The sequence below is a fragment of the Mesorhizobium sp. HAY1-8B genome, assembly GCF_056868045.1.
In genome coordinates this window covers 6,882,869-6,898,805 of the sequence record NZ_CP200321.1, presented here as the reverse complement: position 1 = coordinate 6,898,805, position 15,937 = coordinate 6,882,869, and the positions used below count along the sequence as shown (strand labels likewise).

The window sequence follows — 15,937 nt, the reverse complement described above, 5'->3', positions numbered from 1 at the left end:
GGTGCCTTGGCGCAGGCCCGACCTCCTCACGGCTCGGCCAACACGATGTTCTCCACGCCGCCGACATAGTAGAACGGCTTCTGCTTCGACGCGGTCAGTCGCACCACCTCGCGCGAAATGAAATCGGCAAGCCCGAACAGCGTCACACCACCATCAGATGTTCTTGCCTTGCCGCGCAGGCCTTCGAGGATCGAATAGGTGAAGACGCCGTGGCCGAGCTCCGGCAGTTCCGCGGCGGTGTTGTTGGCGGCGGTGGCTGAAAAGACAACGATGCGTGCGTCCTGCGCATCCTTTTCCAGGCGGGGGTTGAAGGCGTTGGCGGCGTGGCAGGTGTCGAGCAGCATGAAGCGCATGCCCTTGGCCCGCTCGACCGATTTCTGGATGTCACCCCAGTCGACAAGCGAGGAGCGCTTCCAGCGATCGGCATCCTGTTTGCGGCCGTCGGTCGGGATGAAATAGTAGTCCTCGTCGATGTTGATGCCATGGCCGGCGACGAAGACGATGGTGGTGTCGTGCTCACCGGGCTTGTCGAGGAAATCGGCAAGCTGGTCGTCGATCGTGTGCGAATCCGGCTCCATGATGGTGTCGGCGCTGGCGACCGTGTAGGTCTGCTGGGCCTTGTCGGGGCTCTCGTCGAGCGCCTCGCGATTGACCAGAACCAGCGATTCCATCGACGAGAACAAGGGCGCCGATTTCTGTGCGACCACCTTGAGGAATTCGGTGGCATCGTCGACGGGGTAGCGCAAATCGCAGGCGCGGCCGGAACAGGCATCGGTCAGGAACGGATATTTGTCGACGCCGATGACCGCGACATAAAGCTTGCCCTTGGGCTCGGCCTTCTCGGTCTTTCTCGCCAGCGTCGTCACGCTGCGCTCGGTCAGATAGCCATACTCGTTGGTGCCGGTGATGCGGATGGTGTTTTGGCCATCCTCGACCGGCACCTCGACGATGGTGCTGTTGCCGTCCGCCGAGCGCGTGGTGATGTCGCCGACATTGCGGCTGTTCGACAGGATCGAGAAGCCGGCGACATCGGTGCCGGCTTCCTTGGCGCCTGTTATCTCGACGGCGACGTAACCGTCGCGAACCTTGCTCTGGTCGGTGGCGAGGCGGATGCCGAATTCCGGCGGCTTGCGCTGCAGGAGCTTCCGCAGCTCGTTGTCGACGCCCGGCCGCATCTCCTTCACCGCCTGTTTGGCGCTGCGCAGGATGATGGCGCGGCGCACCATTTCCGGGCTCCAGAGATATTTCTTCAACTGGCCGGCGCGGATGAAGCGGCCTTCATGGTCGCGGCCCTGATTGACCTGCCAGCCGATCAGCTTGTCGCCCTCGTCGGAGGAATAATAGTAGCCCTGCGGCATCCAGGCGATCCATTGCGAGCCGGCAAAGAACATCGACACGATCAGCTCGTGCGTCTTCAGGTTCCACAGCCTCACTGTCTGGTCGGCACTGCCGGTGACCAGGAGGCCGGCCTTCTCCGACGCGACCATGGCATTGATTTCGCCGGTATGGCCGGTGAATTCACCAGTGACCCTGGCGGTCGCGGCCTTGTATTCCAGCAACGTGCCGTCATTGCCGCCGGTGATCAGGCCAAGCCCGTTGTCGATCAGCGTGAAGGCTGAATGGACAAAGCCGTTGGTGGCATCGTTCTCGATCGAGCGCACCATCTTGCCGCCATTGGCGATCTCCAGCACCGCATTCTCCAGCGCGTCCTTGCCGCCCGCCGTGGCGTGCAGCGACCACTGGCCGTCGGCAAGTGCTGCACGGGCAAACGAGCCGGGCTCGATGAGGGGCTGAGGGTCATCGAAGAACCGCTCGGTGGTCGGCAGTTCCAGCCTCTTGTCCAATGCGCCCAGCTGCTCCGGGCAAGCCACGCGCTCGGGGCAGGGGTTGGCATTGCCCCAGGCGATGACGCCGTTTGTCGGATCGACGCCGATCGCGGTCACCGGTTCGCCCAAACCCTGCAGCAAGGCCTTGCGTTCGCCGTTCGCCGGATCCCAGACCTGGATGGCATTGCGGGTGCCGCCGGCGGTCGCCACCAGCGAGCCGTCGGCATTGGCGGCGCTGGCATAGACGCTGCCGTCATGGCCGCTGTAGTCGAGCAGCTTCTCGCCGGTGTCGGTGTTCCAGACGGTGGAGCGGTGCTTGTCGGCACAGCGATAGCCGCAGGATGCGACCAGCCGTGACCCCTTTGCAAAAGTCAGCGAGCCGATGAGGAAATCCTGTTTCGGCATGGCGCGCACCAGCGTGCCGTCGGCGGTGCGCCAAAGCTGGACCTGCCCGTCCTTGCTGCCGGTGGCGAACAGGCTGCCGTCCTGCGAGGCGGCCAGCGCCAGGACGCTGACGTCCCGCAATTGTTCGGCCTCATCAGGCAAGGCAATTTCCTCGCCCTTGGCGACATCCCAGAGCCGGATGCCGTTGTCGGTCGTCGTTGCCGCCAGCCGGGTTCCCGCGGCGCCGAAGGCCAGCTTGTCGATGTGCCAGGAATCGGCATCGAGCTTCCTGTCCAGCGTCCAGCCGTTCGCGGACTTGTCGTCGAGCCGCCAGAGATAGACGATGCCGTCGCCACCACCGGCAGCCAGGGTCTTGCCATCGGGAGAGAAGGCGAGATCATAGGTCGCGTAGTCGGCGGCCTTGAGCACGGCCTTGATCTTGCCGGTGGCGAAGTCGAACAGTCTGATGTCGCCATAGGGCGGCTTGTCACCGAGGCCGGCGCCGAAATAGCCGCCGGCGGCGATCGTCTTGCCGTCCGGCGAGACCGTGACCGCGAAGATCTTGCCGTCGCTGCCACTGCCGAGATAGCCGCGTATGGTGCGTAGCGTCACCCCGCTCTGCCAATCCCAGATGCGGATGGTCTTGTCGTCGGATGCCGAGACGAGATCCTCGCCGTCAGGAGTGAAGGTGAGGTCGGCAATCCGTGCCGTATGGCCTCCGGTATCGAGGTCGAGGTGGAAATCCGGGTCGTCCTCGGCGCGGGCGGCCGGGGCCGTGAGCAACGCTCCAGCCATGGCCAACCAGCAGCAGGCACGCATGAGGCGGACGCTGATCCCGGCCTTTCCCATCGCTATTTGGCTTCAGCCGCCGGTTGCCCATTGCGAACATAAGCCTCGATCGCCGTGGCGAAAGTAGGCGAACCCGCCTTGCGCTGCTTGTCGATATAGCCGGCAAAATAACTCCAGAACGAGACGGCATAGTCACGGAAATAAGCATCGGTGACCTTGCGCGAACACAGGTCTCCATCGACGCAAAAGGATAGACGGTTGAGGAAGTAGACGATGCGGTCGAAATTCTCGCCGAAATCGGCAAGCGGCATATCGCCACCGGAGGCTGTCATCGCCTCGATGCCGATGCGTTGCCGGAAAATCTGTTCTTCTGTAGGCGAGGGGTTGGCGCTGAGCAGATTGTCGTATTTGGCGTTGAGGGCAGAGAGACGATCTTTCAAGGCCCGCTGCGCCTGCTGGTAGTCCTTGGTTTCCCAGAGCTCGACCAGCGACATGGTCTGTTCGACGCGCTTCTGTTCCTGGTTGGCCAGGAACTGGTAGACCGAGAATGCCAGGGTGAAGATGATGGCGAAACGCACCAGCATGCCGGACCAGGCATAGACGAGCATGCGCCAGTCGCGATCGGTGAAGGGATTGCTCTCCTTCTTGATCTCATGGCTGCTTGGCCAGGGGAAACCTTCCGTGGTCTCCGGCAGCGTCTGCTTCGCCTCCGGCGCCTTGGCGGGCGCGGCCGCCTGTGTCTGCTTTGTCGTGTTTGTCGTGCCCCCCGGCTTCTTCATTTGCAGCTGTCCAGTTCGATGGTGGCGGACGGATCAAGCACGATGCCCGGCGCCTCAAGCTGCTTTTTCAGGCATGCGAGCTGCGGGCGCGAAACAATGAACTGCACATCCGGCTCCGCCGGCGCCTTGTTGGGCGACGGCAAGGCTTCGACCACGCCGCGTGAGGCACAGCTCGAAGAGATCGACCACCACCGCGTCACTGCTGGTCTTGGCGAACTGGTCGTACTGGTCGAGGAAGCACGTTGCCAGTTCCGAATTGATGACCACCTGCTTGGCGCAGAGGCCACAGCTGTCCTGAGCCGAGGCATTGGCAATCAGCAACAGGCCGCCGGCAAGTCCGGCAACCGTTCCGCGCCAGGAGAAAATAAAGTTCGTCACAATCGATCCTATCTGCTTCATCCGGTCGCTGGCTCCTGGCCGCGGCCGGGAATGTTCTCATATCGCGCCAATCGCGCAAGAGCCGGCACCAGGGCCGTGCGACCCGGTGGCGGAGCTCAGGCGCGCGGCACCGTCTCCATTGGGAAGATCATCACCGCGCCCTTGGGGCCGCCCTTGTCGGCAAGCCGCATCACCGAGCGGGTCGGCGGCGCCATGCCGATATCGGCGAGCATGTCGGAGAAGCTGGCGGGGCCGAGGCCGCGCGTTATCGACGTGACGCCTTCCTGCGCCAGGAAGCTCAGATCTTCCTTCTCGCTTTCCGGCGGCGCCTCGGTCAGCACCGCGATCATCCGCTCCATGCCGAAGCTGGTGTCGGTGAAGGCGAGCAGCCCTTCCTCCAGCGTGGCCCGCGGCGCCAGGCGCTCGGCGACGATGTGGGTGATCGAATAATCGCTGCCGACATAGAGTACGTTGATGTCGACCAACTGGTCCGAGCTGTTCTTGGCCAGCACATGCACCTCATCGCCGGGCGAGACGCGCGGCACCGCCGAAGCCTGCAACGGTTCGAGCCCACCCTTGTCACGGCGCTTGACCTGGAACTGGACGTCGACATCCTCGGGCTTGTAGTCGGAGGCCACCGCCAGCCGCGAGAGGCCGGTGGCGCGGAAGATGGTGCGCAAATTCCTGGTCGTGGCGTCGACCAGCTTCTGGCGGTCGTCGCGATGGATGATGACCAGAGGCGGCTTGCTGCCGTCCTTCAAGGTCACGTCGCCGGACGCCGGCAAGAACCACAGCGCCGGTTTGTCGGTGGCGTCCCCGGCGGCGCCTGCAATGGCATTCTCGCGCATCACGGCGAAGCGCAATTCGGCGCTCTTGCCGGGATCGACCAGTTCTATGTTGAAACCGGTTTCCTTGGCTGCTGCCAGTTCGTCCAGAACCGAATTGACCAGCGTGGTTTCCTCCTCCAGTCCCTTGGTCGCGGCCGGCCGCGCCACGGTGAGCTTGTAGTCGACGGCGATCTCCGCCACCCGCGCATAGGCGTTGGCGGGAATGTCGGCGAGCTTCAGCGCAGGCTTCTTCTCGAACTCGACCGGCTTGACCTGGCTCTCCAGGTTCCTTGCCGACCGCACTTCGAGATAGCCGACGGCGTCGGACAGCGACGACAGTGCCGAGGGCAGGATGGCAAGCTTGCTGCCGGGCGTCAGGCGATGCAGCAGCCCGGCGGCGATGGTCGCCTCACCATCCTTGACGACGATGGGCCACTGCATGACCGCTTCTGTCTTGTCGGTGCCGAAGACGCGCGCGTCGAGTTCGCCCTCGAACAGCGGCGTCGGCCGGGTGCGGCTGTCGGCCGAATATTGCTGCAGAACCGCCTGGCCAAGCTGGCGATAGGTGACGTTGGGGTTTTCGGCGAGCTTCGACAGGATGGTGAAGGTGAAAAGGCCAAAGCGTGGCGCGTCCGCCGTACCCTTGGGCAGCGGCATCTCCGGCGTCGTCTCCACCGTTTGCGCGGCGTAGAAGGCGACCAGCTTGCCCTTGGTGATCGGCTCGCCGCCGGTCGGCGTCAGGTTGAAGGCGGGCTTGCGCGCGCCATTCTCGTCAAGGCCCCGCGATGCGCTTACGACCGTGTCCTCATAGGTCTTGATGGCCGCCGCCCTTGCGGCCTCGTCGCCGCCGACCAGATCAGCGAATTCGACCTTGCGCTCCAGCTCGTCATCGACCTCGGCGGCACGGGTCGCAGTGCCGGAATGGCAGCAGTCGAACACGACCCAGACAAACGCGCCCTTGTCGCGGATGGCGTCGAGCGCGTCGCCGATCTCATTGTCGACCAGCGCGTTCGGCACGCCGGCGTCGCGGTTGACCCACTTCTCGATGTCGACCGGCAGGAAAATCTCGTCGAGCCCGTCGGTCTCGTTGCCCTTGACCATTTCAGGCTGCTGGGCGCCGTGGCCCGACAGATGCAGATAAACGAAATCGTCGCGCTGAACCTTGGCCGCAAGTTCGGCGAGTGCCGCCTTGATCGCCGCATGGGTCGGCAAATCTTTGGCACCGGGCACATCCTTGGCGAGCAGCGTGACGTTCTCCGGCGCGAACCGCACCGGGTCCGGCACGTTTTTCAGCAGATACTCGTGCACCAGGCCGGCATCGTTCTTCGGTCCGATCAGCCAGTTCCTCTGCGGCAGGGCAGGATATTCGGTGCAGGCGACCAGCAGCGCATGGTAGGTGCGCGATGCCGCCAATGCTCGGAACGATACCGCACCGGCCGCCATCAGCGCCGACGTGCCGACAAGCAGCGTCCGGCGTGTCAATTTGATCATATTGCTTCCCCAAGCCCGATCGAATTTCCCAAGCGAGATTACCCTCGTCGAGGATTTTGTCAGTATTTTGAATGTCGCCGCGCCATCAGGCCCGCCATCATCAAATGTGCCGGAACGTCGTCGATTGGTCCTGGACAACAACAGAAGAGTAGCAAAGACGACGGTTCGTCGCTATCTGAATGGAATCGGGCCGTTTGCACCGGCAAACAGCCTGGGGATGGCGCAGAACAAGTTGGAACAGGACCATGGCTGCGAGGGATGTGCTGACGAAAAACCAGTTGTGCGTGCTCGAGAAGCTCGAGACCGCCAGCGGGCCGCTCAGCGCCTACACCTTGCTTGATCAGCTGCGCGAGCGCGGTTTTCGCGCGCCGCTGCAGGTCTATCGGGCGCTCGACACGCTGGTGAAGTCAGGCTTTGTCCACCGGCTGGAAAGCATCAATTCCTTCGTCGCCTGCGCCGAACCGCACGACCACAGCCATTCGATGACCGCCTTCGCAATCTGCGACACATGCGGGCAGGTGAACGAAATGTCGGATCACGACGTCGACCACCGGCTGAACGAATGGGTGAGTTCGACCGGCTTCGCCGCCAAGAAGGCGGTGATCGAGTTTCGCGGGACGTGTGCCAAGTGCCGGGCTGCTGCCTAAGACCTTCGCTTCGTCATCCTATGGCGGAGTGAACGCGAAGCGGAGCGGAGACCCTAGGATCCATTCCGTTACATTTCCGACGGTTGCAGCGGTGCAGAATAAATCTCCACAGCCTCGACGCTCATGCGTCGCGGCATGGATCCTAGGGTCTGCGCCGCGTCGCTGCGCTCCTTGCTTCGCCTAGGATGACGAAGCGAAGAGCGCTAATGAGCCTCGTCCCAGTTGTTGGCCGCGCGGGCGTCGACGTGCAGCGGCACCGACATCGATACGGCCGGCATCGCCGCGTTTTCCATGACATGGCGCACGACGGGAATCGTCGCCTCGACTTCCGCTTCGACCGTTTCGAAGATCAGTTCGTCATGTACCTGCAGGAGCATGCGGGCCGACAGTTTGGCCTTCTCCAGTGCTTCCTCCATGCGCACCATGGCGCGGCGGATGATGTCGGCTGCGGTGCCTTGCAGGCGGGCGTTGATCGAGGCGCGCTCGTTGAACGCGCGCAGCGACGGATTGGACGAGCGGATATCGGGATAATGGATGCGGCGGCCGAAGATCGTTTCGACGAAGCCATGCTCGCGGGCATAGGCCTTGGTCTCCTCGATATAATCGCGGATGCCGGGGAAGCGCTCGAAGTACTTCTTGATATAATTGCTGGCTTCCTCGCGCGGGATCGACAGCTGGTTGGCGAGGCCGAAGGCCGAGATGCCGTAGATGATGCCGAAGTTGATCGCCTTGGCGCGGCGGCGTATCTCGGAAGGCATGCCTTCCACGGGAACGTTGAACATTTCCGAAGCGGTGATGGCGTGGATATCGGCGCCATCGGCGAAAGCCTGCCGCAGCTGCGGGATCTCGGCGACATGGGCAAGCACGCGCAGTTCGATCTGGCTGTAGTCGGCCGAGACCAGCCGGTTGCCCTTGTCGGCGATGAAGGCGGTCCTGATCTTGCGGCCTTCGGCGGTGCGCACCGGAATGTTCTGCAGGTTGGGGTCGGAGGATGACAGCCGGCCCGTCGTCGTCGCGGCCAGCGCGTAGGAGGTGTGGACGCGCTTGGTGTCGGGATGGATGAAGCCTGGCAGCGCATCGGTATAGGTCGATTTCAGCTTGGTGAGCTGGCGCCAGTCGACGATCTTGCGCGGCAGTTCGTGGCCTTCGGCGGCAAGGTCTTCCAGCAGTTGCGCCGAGGTCGACCATTGTCCGGTTTTGGTCTTGGAGCCGCCGGGCAGGCCCATGCGGCCGAACAGGATGTCGCCGAGCTGCTTGGGCGAGCCGATGTTGATGCGTTCGCCGATGAGCTGGTAGATTTCCTCTTCGAGCCGGGCAGCACCTTGCGCCAGTTCACCCGACAGCCTGGACAGGATCTGCCGGTCGACGGAGATGCCGCGCTGTTCCATGCGCGCCAGCACCGGCACCAGCGGCCGCTCCAGCCGCTCATAGACCGAGACCAGGCCCTTGGCGGCAAGCCGGGGCTTCAGCACCAGCCACAGCCGCAGCGTCACATCGGCGTCTTCGGCGGCGTGCGCGGTCGCTCTGTCGATGTCGACCTGGTCGAAACCGACCGAGCTCTTGCCGGAGCCGGTCACGTCCTTGAGCTGGAGCGGGGTGTGGCCAAGCCATTTCTCGGCCAGCGCGTCCATGCCGTGACCATGCGGGGTGCCGGCATCGAGCACGTAGGAGATCAGCATGGTGTCGTCGAACGGCGCGACATCGATGCCGTAGCGGCTCATGATGACCAGGTCGTATTTCAGGTTCTGCGCGATCTTGAGGACCGATTTGTCCTCGAGCAGCGGTTTCAGCACCGCCAGCGCCTCGCGAAGCAGAATCTGGTTCTCGAGCGTGCCGCCACCGAGCAGGTCACCATTGCCGCTCTTGTGAGCAAAGGGAATATAGGCGGCGCGGCCCGGCGCCGTGGCTATCGCCATGCCGATCAGTTCGGCCTGCATCGGATCGGCTGATGTCGCCCGGACGTCGAAGGCCGTGACGCCAGCCTCCCGCGCCTCGGCGACCCAGGCCTTCAAGGTCGCGATATCGCGAATGCAGAGATAGGCTGATGTGTCGATCTTGCCGGCCGCCGCACGCTCCAGTCGCAGGGCCGAGAGCAGGGAAGGGGTATCGCCTTGCTTCGCCTTGTCCGGTGTGGCGGTTGCCTCTCCGTTGGCCTGGCCCGTCTCGGCACCGCTCCGGGCCACAACCGGCGATCCGGCGCCCACATCGGGGCCATGTGCGTTGTCGGCGCGCTCGACGGTCACCGCGACGGCCTGGACGTCGCCTGCCTCGGTGCCGGTCGCTTCCGCCACGCGGCGGGTCAGCGAGGTGAATTCCATGGTCTTCAAGAAGCCGATCAGCTTCGGCCCGTCCGGCGCATGGAGGACGAAATCGTCCAGCCCCTCGGTCACCGGCACGTCGTTCTTCAGCGTCACCAATTGGCGCGAGATCAGCGCCTTGTCGGTATTGGCGATGATCGATTCGCGCCTCTTGTCCTGCTTGATCTCCCCGGCGCGGGCCAGCAGCCCGTCGAGGTCGCCGAACTGCTCCAGCAACTGCGCCGCCGTCTTCGGGCCGATGCCCGGCACACCGGGCACATTGTCGACGGAGTCGCCGGTGAGAGCCTGCAGATCGACCATCTTTTCCGGCGGCACCCCCCATTTCTCGATGACTTCGGGAATGCCGATCTGGCGGTCCTTCATCGGGTCGTACATGCCGACCGTATCGCCGACCAGTTGCATCAGGTCCTTGTCGGAGGAGATGATGGTGGTGTCGCCGCCGGCTTCGCAAGCCAGCCGGCAATAGGTGGCGATGAGATCGTCGGCCTCGAAGCCCTCCATCTCGATGCAGGGCAGGTTGAACGCCTTGGTCGCCTGGCGGATCAGGCCGAATTGCGGGATCAGGTCCTCGGGCGGCGCCGAACGGTTGGCCTTGTATTCGGGGTAGAGATCGTTGCGGAAGGTTTTCGACGAATAGTCGAAGATGACCGCGAAATGCGTCGGCACAATGCCTACATCGGTGTTGCGGGCATCCTGCATCAGCTTCCACAGCATGTTGCAGAAACCGGAAACGGCGCCGACCGGCAGGCCGTCGGACTTGCGGGTCAGCGGCGGCAGGGCATGATAGGCCCGGAAGATGTAACCGGAACCGTCGATGAGGAAGAGATGGTCGCCTTTTTTCATGCCGGCAGGGATAGCGCGGCGCGATGGCTTGGTCCATGCCAAAGACATCGCCGGATATCGGTTCCGTCAACACCCTGACAGATTGGGTCATACAAATCCGCTCACGGGCACGTTACAAAAGTGTAACGTTGATGCCCTTGAATCGCCACCTTCACAGACCCAAATACACGTCATCGGCAGTTTTCGCCGAAGTCCGGAGCAAGGCCCGTCCCCCGCCTATCCCGGACAACTGCGGCAGCCTATCCCCCCTCTCCGGGCTGCCGCATCGTTTCGAGTACGAGACCGCCGTGGTTCCCCCTCCACCACGGCGGTCTTTTTTATCTTGCGGCGGCTGTTCCGGGCCGTGGTCCAATAGTCCCGGGCTTTTCGTTTCGCCGCTCTGCCTTTACGGTTCCGGCACTGAATCGAAAGGCTTTCCAAATGTCCGCAGTTTCCCCCGTCCTCGACCGCCTCGACCAGAATCTCGACCAGAGCCTGGAACGCCTGTTCGGCCTGCTCAGGATCAAGTCGATCTCCACCGATCCCGCCTATGCCGCCGACTGCCGCAAGGCGGCGGAATGGCTGGTGGCGGAGCTCAAGCTGATCGGCTTCGATGCCAGCGTGCGCAACACGCCAGGACATCCGATGGTGGTTGCGCATCATGACGGGCCGGCTGGTTCGCCGCATGTGCTGTTCTATGGCCATTACGACGTGCAGCCCGTCGATCCGATCGAACTCTGGGAAAACGATCCGTTCGCGCCAGCGATCAAGGAGGTCGGACCCGACCACAAGGTGATCACAGGGCGAGGCTCGGCTGACGACAAGGGCCAGTTGATGACTTTTGTCGAGGCTTGCCGCGCCTGGAAGCAGGTGCATGGCAGCCTGCCGTGCCGTATCACCATCCTGTTCGAGGGTGAGGAGGAATCCGGCTCGCCGTCGCTGAAACCGTTCCTCGAAGCCAATGCCGAAGAGCTCAAGGCCGACTTCGCGCTGGTCTGCGATACCGGCATGTGGAACCGTGACACGCCATCGATCTGCGTCGGACTGCGCGGGCTGGTCGGCGAGGAGATCATGGTGAAGGCCGCCGACCGCGACCTACATTCGGGGCTCTATGGCGGTGCCGCCGCCAACCCGATCCGCATCCTGGCGAAGGTGCTGGCCGACATCCACGACAAGGATGGCCACATCACCATTCCGGGTTTCTATGACGGTGTCGAGGAGACGCCGTCGCAGGTGCTGAAATCCTGGGAGACGCTCGGCGAGACGGCCGAGACCTTCCTTGGGCCTGTCGGCCTGTCGATCCCATCAGGCGAAAAGGGCCGCTCGGTGCTGGAATTGACCTGGGCGCGGCCGACAGCCGAGTTCAATGGCATCATTGGCGGCTACACCGGCAAGGGGTTCAAGACCGTGATCGCGGCGGAAGCCTCCGCCAAGGTGTCGTTCCGCCTCGTCCACAAGCAGGATCCAAAGAAAATCCGCGCCGCCTTCCGCAAGTTCGTCGAAGACCGCATCCCGGCCGACTGTTCGGTCGAATTCCACGCCCATGGCGGTTCGCCGGCAATCCAGCTTTCCTACGATTCGCCGTTCCTGGCCAAGGCCAAGAATGCGCTGTCCGACGAATGGCCCAAGCCCGCGGTGACGACCGGCAGCGGCGGCTCTATTCCCGTGGTCGGCGACTTCCAGACCTATCTCGGCATGGAATCGCTGCTGGTCGGGTTCGGCCTTGACGACGACCGCATCCACTCGCCCAACGAGAAATACGAGCTGAACTCCTTCCACAAGGGTCAGCGCTCCTGGGCCCGCATTCTGGACGCGCTGGCGCGCTGAGCGGCGGGAAAGTCGTTTTCCTGTTGATTTTTCACCGGATCGCGGCGAGGACGGGATACGCCGCGACCGGAGAAGACAATGGCCGACATTCGTTTCCACAAGCATGATCTGCCCGACCTTTCGCATTACAATGTCGGGGCGGTGGCCATCGACACCGAGACGCTGGGCCTGAACCCGCATCGCGACCGGCTCTGCGTGGTGCAGATTTCGCCTGGCGACGGCAGCGCCGACGTCATCCAGATCGCACCCGGCCAGAAGAAGGCGCCGAACCTCGTCAGCCTGCTCAGGAGCCGCAGCGTGACGAAGCTGTTCCACTACGGGCGCTTCGATCTCGCCGTGCTTTACAATGCCTTCGGGGTGATGGCTGAGCCGGTGTTCTGCACCAAGATCGCGTCGCGGCTGACGCGCACCTATACCGACCGTCACGGACTGAAGGACATCTGCTTCGAGTTGCTCGGCGTCGGCCTGTCCAAGGCGCAGCAATCGTCGGACTGGGCGGCCGAGACGCTGTCGCCCGAGCAGCTCGAATATGCCGCTTCCGATGTGCTCTACCTGCACCGGCTGCGCGACGTGCTGGCTGGGCGGTTGGCGCGCGACAGGCGGACAAAGGAAGCCGATGCCTGCTTCCGCTTCCTGCCGACGCGGGCCAAGCTTGACCTGATGGGCTGGGACGAAGAGGATATCTTCGCTCACAGCTGACCGCCTTCGCGACGATCCGCGCCCAGCGGCCGGTTGGGAACCAGATGCGAGCCGTCGCGTTCTGTCGGCTCGAATTACTTGCCTTCGCGATTCCGGACGGAATACCGCTACGCACTTCCCGGAATTGCTCGAAAAGGGGACGAAATGGTGGACAGGAAGCCGATATCGACCGCGCCGACCGATGGCTCCAAGGTCACCATCACCTGGAAGGACAGCGACGGCGTGCTCAACGAATCCATCGGGCAATACCGCGATGACGGCTGGTGGGTCTATACCGACAGCCATACGCAAAAGAAGGTCGAGCCGACCAGCTGGCGGCCGACTTCCAGCGACGACGACGATCAATGAGCGCCGCTGGCGGGGCCAGCTGCTTTCGAATAGCCTGAAGCCGTTGATATCGGGGCCGATTCGGAGCCTTCCGCTCCGCGCTCGCCCTCTTGCTCGGAGGAAATCGCCATGGGCGTCGAAAGTCTTCTCGTCTTCATCATCATTGGTGCCATCGCTGGCTGGCTTGCCGGTCTCATCGTTTCCGGTTTCGGCTTCGGCCTGGTCGGCAACATCATCGTCGGCATCGTCGGCGCCTTAATCGCCGGCTGGCTGTTCCCGCGGATCGGTTTCTCCATCGGCGGCGGAATCATCGCTTCCATCATCCACGCCACGATCGGCGCCATCATCCTTTTGGTGCTGGTCAAGGTTCTGAAGCGAGCCTGAGGCTCGAAACGACAAAGGGCGCGCCATGAAGCAGAACACACTCTACCTCCTCATTGGCGCGCTCGTCGTCGTTGTCATCGCGCTTGGCGCCTATGTCTACCGCGAGCAAACGAAGCCGAAAGGCGTCGAGCTCAAGATCGACGACAAGGGCATTTCGATCCAGCAGAACTGAGCCAGCCGCCGGTTTGGGTGGCCTATCGCTTGACACTGGCGAAGGCTATTGGCTTAGGCCGCAAGGCCACGCCCAAGAAGGCTCCGGCCAAGCGGAAGGCGAAGGCGTAGTCCGCGATCACGGCATAACTTCCAGTCCGATCGGCCATCTTGCGATTGCTCTTCGCCGGATGCATTCTCCCTGCGTCATGCCACAGCAAGAATTCCTCAATCATCGGTTGGAATGCCCCTTCTGCCTGACAATAAGGCTGCGCATCCCGCACGACGCGAAGCCGGAGACGCACATTGTTTGCGCTGACTGTGGCGAGTTCCTAGGAACATGGGACGATCTGCTCACGGACTTTGAAAAGCAGGGCGGGCACAATGGTGTGTTCCGCCTCGACAAGGGTCGTATCAAGCGGATCGAGTAGACGGCTAGTGGCCCTTGCCTGCGATTTATGGCGCTCTACATTTGCTGCGCGGCGGACCTGAGCGGTTCGTCTGGCCGGCGCCACTCAGGCAACCTATCAAATGACAGGCGCCGGCCAACTCCCATTTAGCGCTGAGCGTTTTTCGCATTACATGCCATGGTCGTATCGCACGGCGGGCTGGGGGTTTTGTTGGGGCTGCAGCCTGCCGTCGCTGTCTCTATACGAACAGCCGGCCGACATAGGTTGTAGCCGGCCTGTCGATCATTCCTTCCCGTCCTTCATTTGCATGCTTCGCATATATTGGAGGGGCGGATATATTCGCCAGCCGGCGCCCCTCGAAGACCCGTCGGTTAGGCCCGGTGCGCTACTGCCCCAAGTGTGTGCCAGGCCGCATCGAGGAGTTAACATGGAAGCGGTAGGCCTTTACCGATGCCCAGGAATTCCGCCGTTTGCCTGCTTCATGGAGCGGGGTAAGGCGAATTACATTGCCCAGGACGCCTATCGTGCCTTGGGGCACAAGCCAGACTTCGACGCGTTGCCATGGGAAGCAGAATACAGGGCTTCAAGACAAAAGGCCTGAGAACGAAGCTCGCCGAGCAGCGGCGATGGCTGCTTCAGGCGGCCCACGATGTCCTTTTCGGAATCGCGCGTACCAGCCAGGGCCGCCCACGTCTTACGGAGCTGTCGAGCAGGTCACCGGACGGGTGGTGAAAACCCGCCGGTCGAACCCAGCGGGCTGATTGGTGGATTAAGAAGATTGGTCTCAGCCCAGAATGACGGGCGGAGCTGACGGGCCAGCAACCACCCGAGAGAGGCGGTCCTTCTTGGTCAGGACCGGCTCTTCGTAGATTTTCTTCATGGGAATCCCCCGGTTGGCCCTCAAGCGGCAACGTGCATTGCGCCAACCGAACCGCCGGCGCGAGCCGATGGCTTAAATCAACCGATGCAAGGGTGTGACGGCGTGCAGTTGGCCGTGACAACAGACAACTTGTCGCGCTTCACCAGCGCCGGCTTCACGTAGGTCTTCTTCATAGGATGTTCCCCGCTCTTAACCGGCCGATACATGCGTTCCGATGCTTGGGCTGTCAAGCCGATAGAAAAAGCCCGCCACCGCGAAAACGGCGACGGGCTCTTGTTTGTCCGCACGGCGGAGGGACACCGAGCACCTAACAAACTTGACAGGGCGTAATCGGTTCCAACAAAAAAGCCTGTGCCTGGAGGGAAGCCGCGGGCAAGTTTTGGGGAATGCTGATTGGAGGCGAACCGTCCAGTAAGAGGCCAACCACTGCGTGGTGGCTGGCCTCTCGGGAAGGCATAGGTGGGTTTAGAGCCTCGCCTTCCGCGCGAGTTTTTGCCGCAACTGTAAGAAGGCTGTCAATGCCAAAAACAGCGGCGGTTAGACCGCGAAATTCGGGGGTCGTCGCTCTTCCTTCGGCCATCTCTTGACGGAAAAAATCATCAGCCCCATATCGCCGTCGGGCGCTGACCGTTACGGTTCCGCCTTCATCAAAACTCAATTGTTCGTTCGACTTGGAGGATCCTATGAACGATCGAATGTTCGACAGCCCTGTTTTCGTTCAGAGCGCGAATAGCTTCATACAGGAAATCGCAAACCTTGATGACGCTCTGGAGTTTCTTTACGAGTGGCCAAGAGACAGACGGGGGGCAATTTACGATACCGCTCTTCGCGCCTGTCAGAGGGCATTTGACAGCGGTTACCCTCTTTCAGCCGCTCGGCAGGCGTTTTGCGGCTTCGCTAAGTCAGCCAGGATTTATGAGGAAGTGACGGCCGCTTTGCCTTGGGCAACGTCGGGCAACCGAAGCCAAGGCGGCGGACTGGCCGCTTAAGGATGTTGCG

Annotated in this window: 13 protein-coding genes; 7 read left to right on the top strand and 6 right to left on the bottom strand. The window is 62.6% G+C overall.

Annotated features, from left to right (window positions below; all coding sequences use genetic code 11):
• Window positions 1-26: 26 nt before the first annotated feature.
• The 4 genes from AC1VON_RS33160 to AC1VON_RS33145 all read right to left on the bottom strand — a co-directional run bounded on the left by AC1VON_RS33160 (window position 27) and on the right by AC1VON_RS33145 (window position 6,474).
• Entirely contained in the window at window positions 27-2,993 is a 2,967-nt protein-coding gene (locus AC1VON_RS33160) for a caspase family protein (protein WP_246740902.1), read from the bottom strand.
• 68 nt (window positions 2,994-3,061) lie between these two features.
• Complete coding sequence (locus tag AC1VON_RS33155) at window positions 3,062-3,778, bottom strand: DUF4760 domain-containing protein (protein ID WP_172348547.1); 717 nt, start codon at window positions 3,776-3,778, stop codon at window positions 3,062-3,064.
• Between the two features lie 54 nt (window positions 3,779-3,832).
• Window positions 3,833-4,177 carry a hypothetical protein gene (locus AC1VON_RS33150; protein WP_483126187.1) on the bottom strand — a complete coding sequence of 115 codons (345 nt, stop codon included), beginning with the start codon at window positions 4,175-4,177 and terminating at the stop codon, window positions 3,833-3,835.
• Window positions 4,178-4,272: 95 nt separating this feature from the next.
• Window positions 4,273-6,474, bottom strand: coding sequence for a caspase family protein (locus AC1VON_RS33145; protein WP_172348549.1), 2,202 nt, complete (start codon window positions 6,472-6,474; stop codon window positions 4,273-4,275).
• A gap of 245 nt (window positions 6,475-6,719) precedes the next feature.
• Between AC1VON_RS33145 and AC1VON_RS33140 the strand changes: the two genes are divergently transcribed.
• Complete coding sequence (locus AC1VON_RS33140; RefSeq protein ID WP_172348550.1) at window positions 6,720-7,121, top strand: Fur family transcriptional regulator; 402 nt, start codon at window positions 6,720-6,722, stop codon at window positions 7,119-7,121.
• Window positions 7,122-7,324: 203 nt separating this feature from the next.
• On the opposite strand, the gene polA is transcribed toward AC1VON_RS33140, so the two are convergent.
• Window positions 7,325-10,282, bottom strand: a complete 2,958-nt coding sequence (polA, locus tag AC1VON_RS33135) for a DNA polymerase I (protein WP_172352852.1) — start codon at window positions 10,280-10,282, stop codon at window positions 7,325-7,327.
• 420 nt (window positions 10,283-10,702) lie between these two features.
• Here polA and AC1VON_RS33130 point away from each other — a divergent pair, with 420 nt between their 5' ends.
• The 5 genes from AC1VON_RS33130 to AC1VON_RS33110 all read left to right on the top strand — a co-directional run bounded on the left by AC1VON_RS33130 (window position 10,703) and on the right by AC1VON_RS33110 (window position 13,670).
• Window positions 10,703-12,088 (top strand): M20/M25/M40 family metallo-hydrolase, encoded by a 1,386-nt coding sequence (locus AC1VON_RS33130; protein WP_172348551.1) that lies wholly within the window; start codon window positions 10,703-10,705, stop codon window positions 12,086-12,088.
• A gap of 78 nt (window positions 12,089-12,166) precedes the next feature.
• Complete coding sequence (locus AC1VON_RS33125; protein ID WP_172348552.1) at window positions 12,167-12,787, top strand: ribonuclease D; 621 nt, start codon at window positions 12,167-12,169, stop codon at window positions 12,785-12,787.
• Between the two features lie 144 nt (window positions 12,788-12,931).
• Window positions 12,932-13,135: a hypothetical protein gene (locus AC1VON_RS33120; RefSeq protein WP_140772080.1), complete on the top strand. Its 204-nt coding sequence runs from the start codon at window positions 12,932-12,934 to the stop codon at window positions 13,133-13,135.
• A 108-nt stretch (window positions 13,136-13,243) separates the two neighbouring features.
• Window positions 13,244-13,498 (top strand): GlsB/YeaQ/YmgE family stress response membrane protein, encoded by a 255-nt coding sequence (locus AC1VON_RS33115; protein WP_172348553.1) that lies wholly within the window; start codon window positions 13,244-13,246, stop codon window positions 13,496-13,498.
• A 25-nt stretch (window positions 13,499-13,523) separates the two neighbouring features.
• On the top strand, window positions 13,524-13,670 hold the full coding sequence (locus AC1VON_RS33110; RefSeq protein ID WP_027031097.1) for a hypothetical protein: 147 nt from the start codon (window positions 13,524-13,526) through the stop codon (window positions 13,668-13,670).
• A 1,345-nt stretch (window positions 13,671-15,015) separates the two neighbouring features.
• Here AC1VON_RS33110 and AC1VON_RS33105 read toward each other — a convergent pair.
• Window positions 15,016-15,111, bottom strand: a complete 96-nt coding sequence (locus tag AC1VON_RS33105; RefSeq protein WP_445299302.1) for a putative RiPP precursor — start codon at window positions 15,109-15,111, stop codon at window positions 15,016-15,018.
• 510 nt (window positions 15,112-15,621) lie between these two features.
• Between AC1VON_RS33105 and AC1VON_RS33100 the strand changes: the two genes are divergently transcribed.
• Window positions 15,622-15,927, top strand: a complete 306-nt coding sequence (locus AC1VON_RS33100; protein WP_172352853.1) for a DUF982 domain-containing protein — start codon at window positions 15,622-15,624, stop codon at window positions 15,925-15,927.
• Window positions 15,928-15,937 lie beyond the last annotated feature (10 nt).

Excerpts from the sequence above, each read along its gene's own strand:
- AC1VON_RS33130 (WP_172348551.1), top strand. The coding sequence starts at position 10,703 with ATGTCCGCAGTTTCCCCCGTCCTCGACCGCCTCGACCAGAATCTCGAC.
- AC1VON_RS33110 (WP_027031097.1), top strand. The coding sequence starts at position 13,524 with ATGAAGCAGAACACACTCTACCTCCTCATTGGCGCGCTCGTCGTCGTT.
- AC1VON_RS33100 (WP_172352853.1), top strand. The coding sequence starts at position 15,622 with ATGAACGATCGAATGTTCGACAGCCCTGTTTTCGTTCAGAGCGCGAAT.
- AC1VON_RS33140 (WP_172348550.1), top strand. The coding sequence starts at position 6,720 with ATGGCTGCGAGGGATGTGCTGACGAAAAACCAGTTGTGCGTGCTCGAG.
- AC1VON_RS33145 (WP_172348549.1), bottom strand. The coding sequence starts at position 6,474 with ATGATCAAATTGACACGCCGGACGCTGCTTGTCGGCACGTCGGCGCTG.
- AC1VON_RS33120 (WP_140772080.1), top strand. The coding sequence starts at position 12,932 with ATGGTGGACAGGAAGCCGATATCGACCGCGCCGACCGATGGCTCCAAG.
- AC1VON_RS33125 (WP_172348552.1), top strand. The coding sequence starts at position 12,167 with ATGGCCGACATTCGTTTCCACAAGCATGATCTGCCCGACCTTTCGCAT.
- polA (WP_172352852.1), bottom strand. The coding sequence starts at position 10,282 with ATGAAAAAAGGCGACCATCTCTTCCTCATCGACGGTTCCGGTTACATC.
- AC1VON_RS33150 (WP_483126187.1), bottom strand. The coding sequence starts at position 4,177 with ATGAAGCAGATAGGATCGATTGTGACGAACTTTATTTTCTCCTGGCGC.
- AC1VON_RS33105 (WP_445299302.1), bottom strand. The coding sequence starts at position 15,111 with ATGAAGAAGACCTACGTGAAGCCGGCGCTGGTGAAGCGCGACAAGTTG.
- AC1VON_RS33155 (WP_172348547.1), bottom strand. The coding sequence starts at position 3,778 with ATGAAGAAGCCGGGGGGCACGACAAACACGACAAAGCAGACACAGGCG.
- AC1VON_RS33115 (WP_172348553.1), top strand. The coding sequence starts at position 13,244 with ATGGGCGTCGAAAGTCTTCTCGTCTTCATCATCATTGGTGCCATCGCT.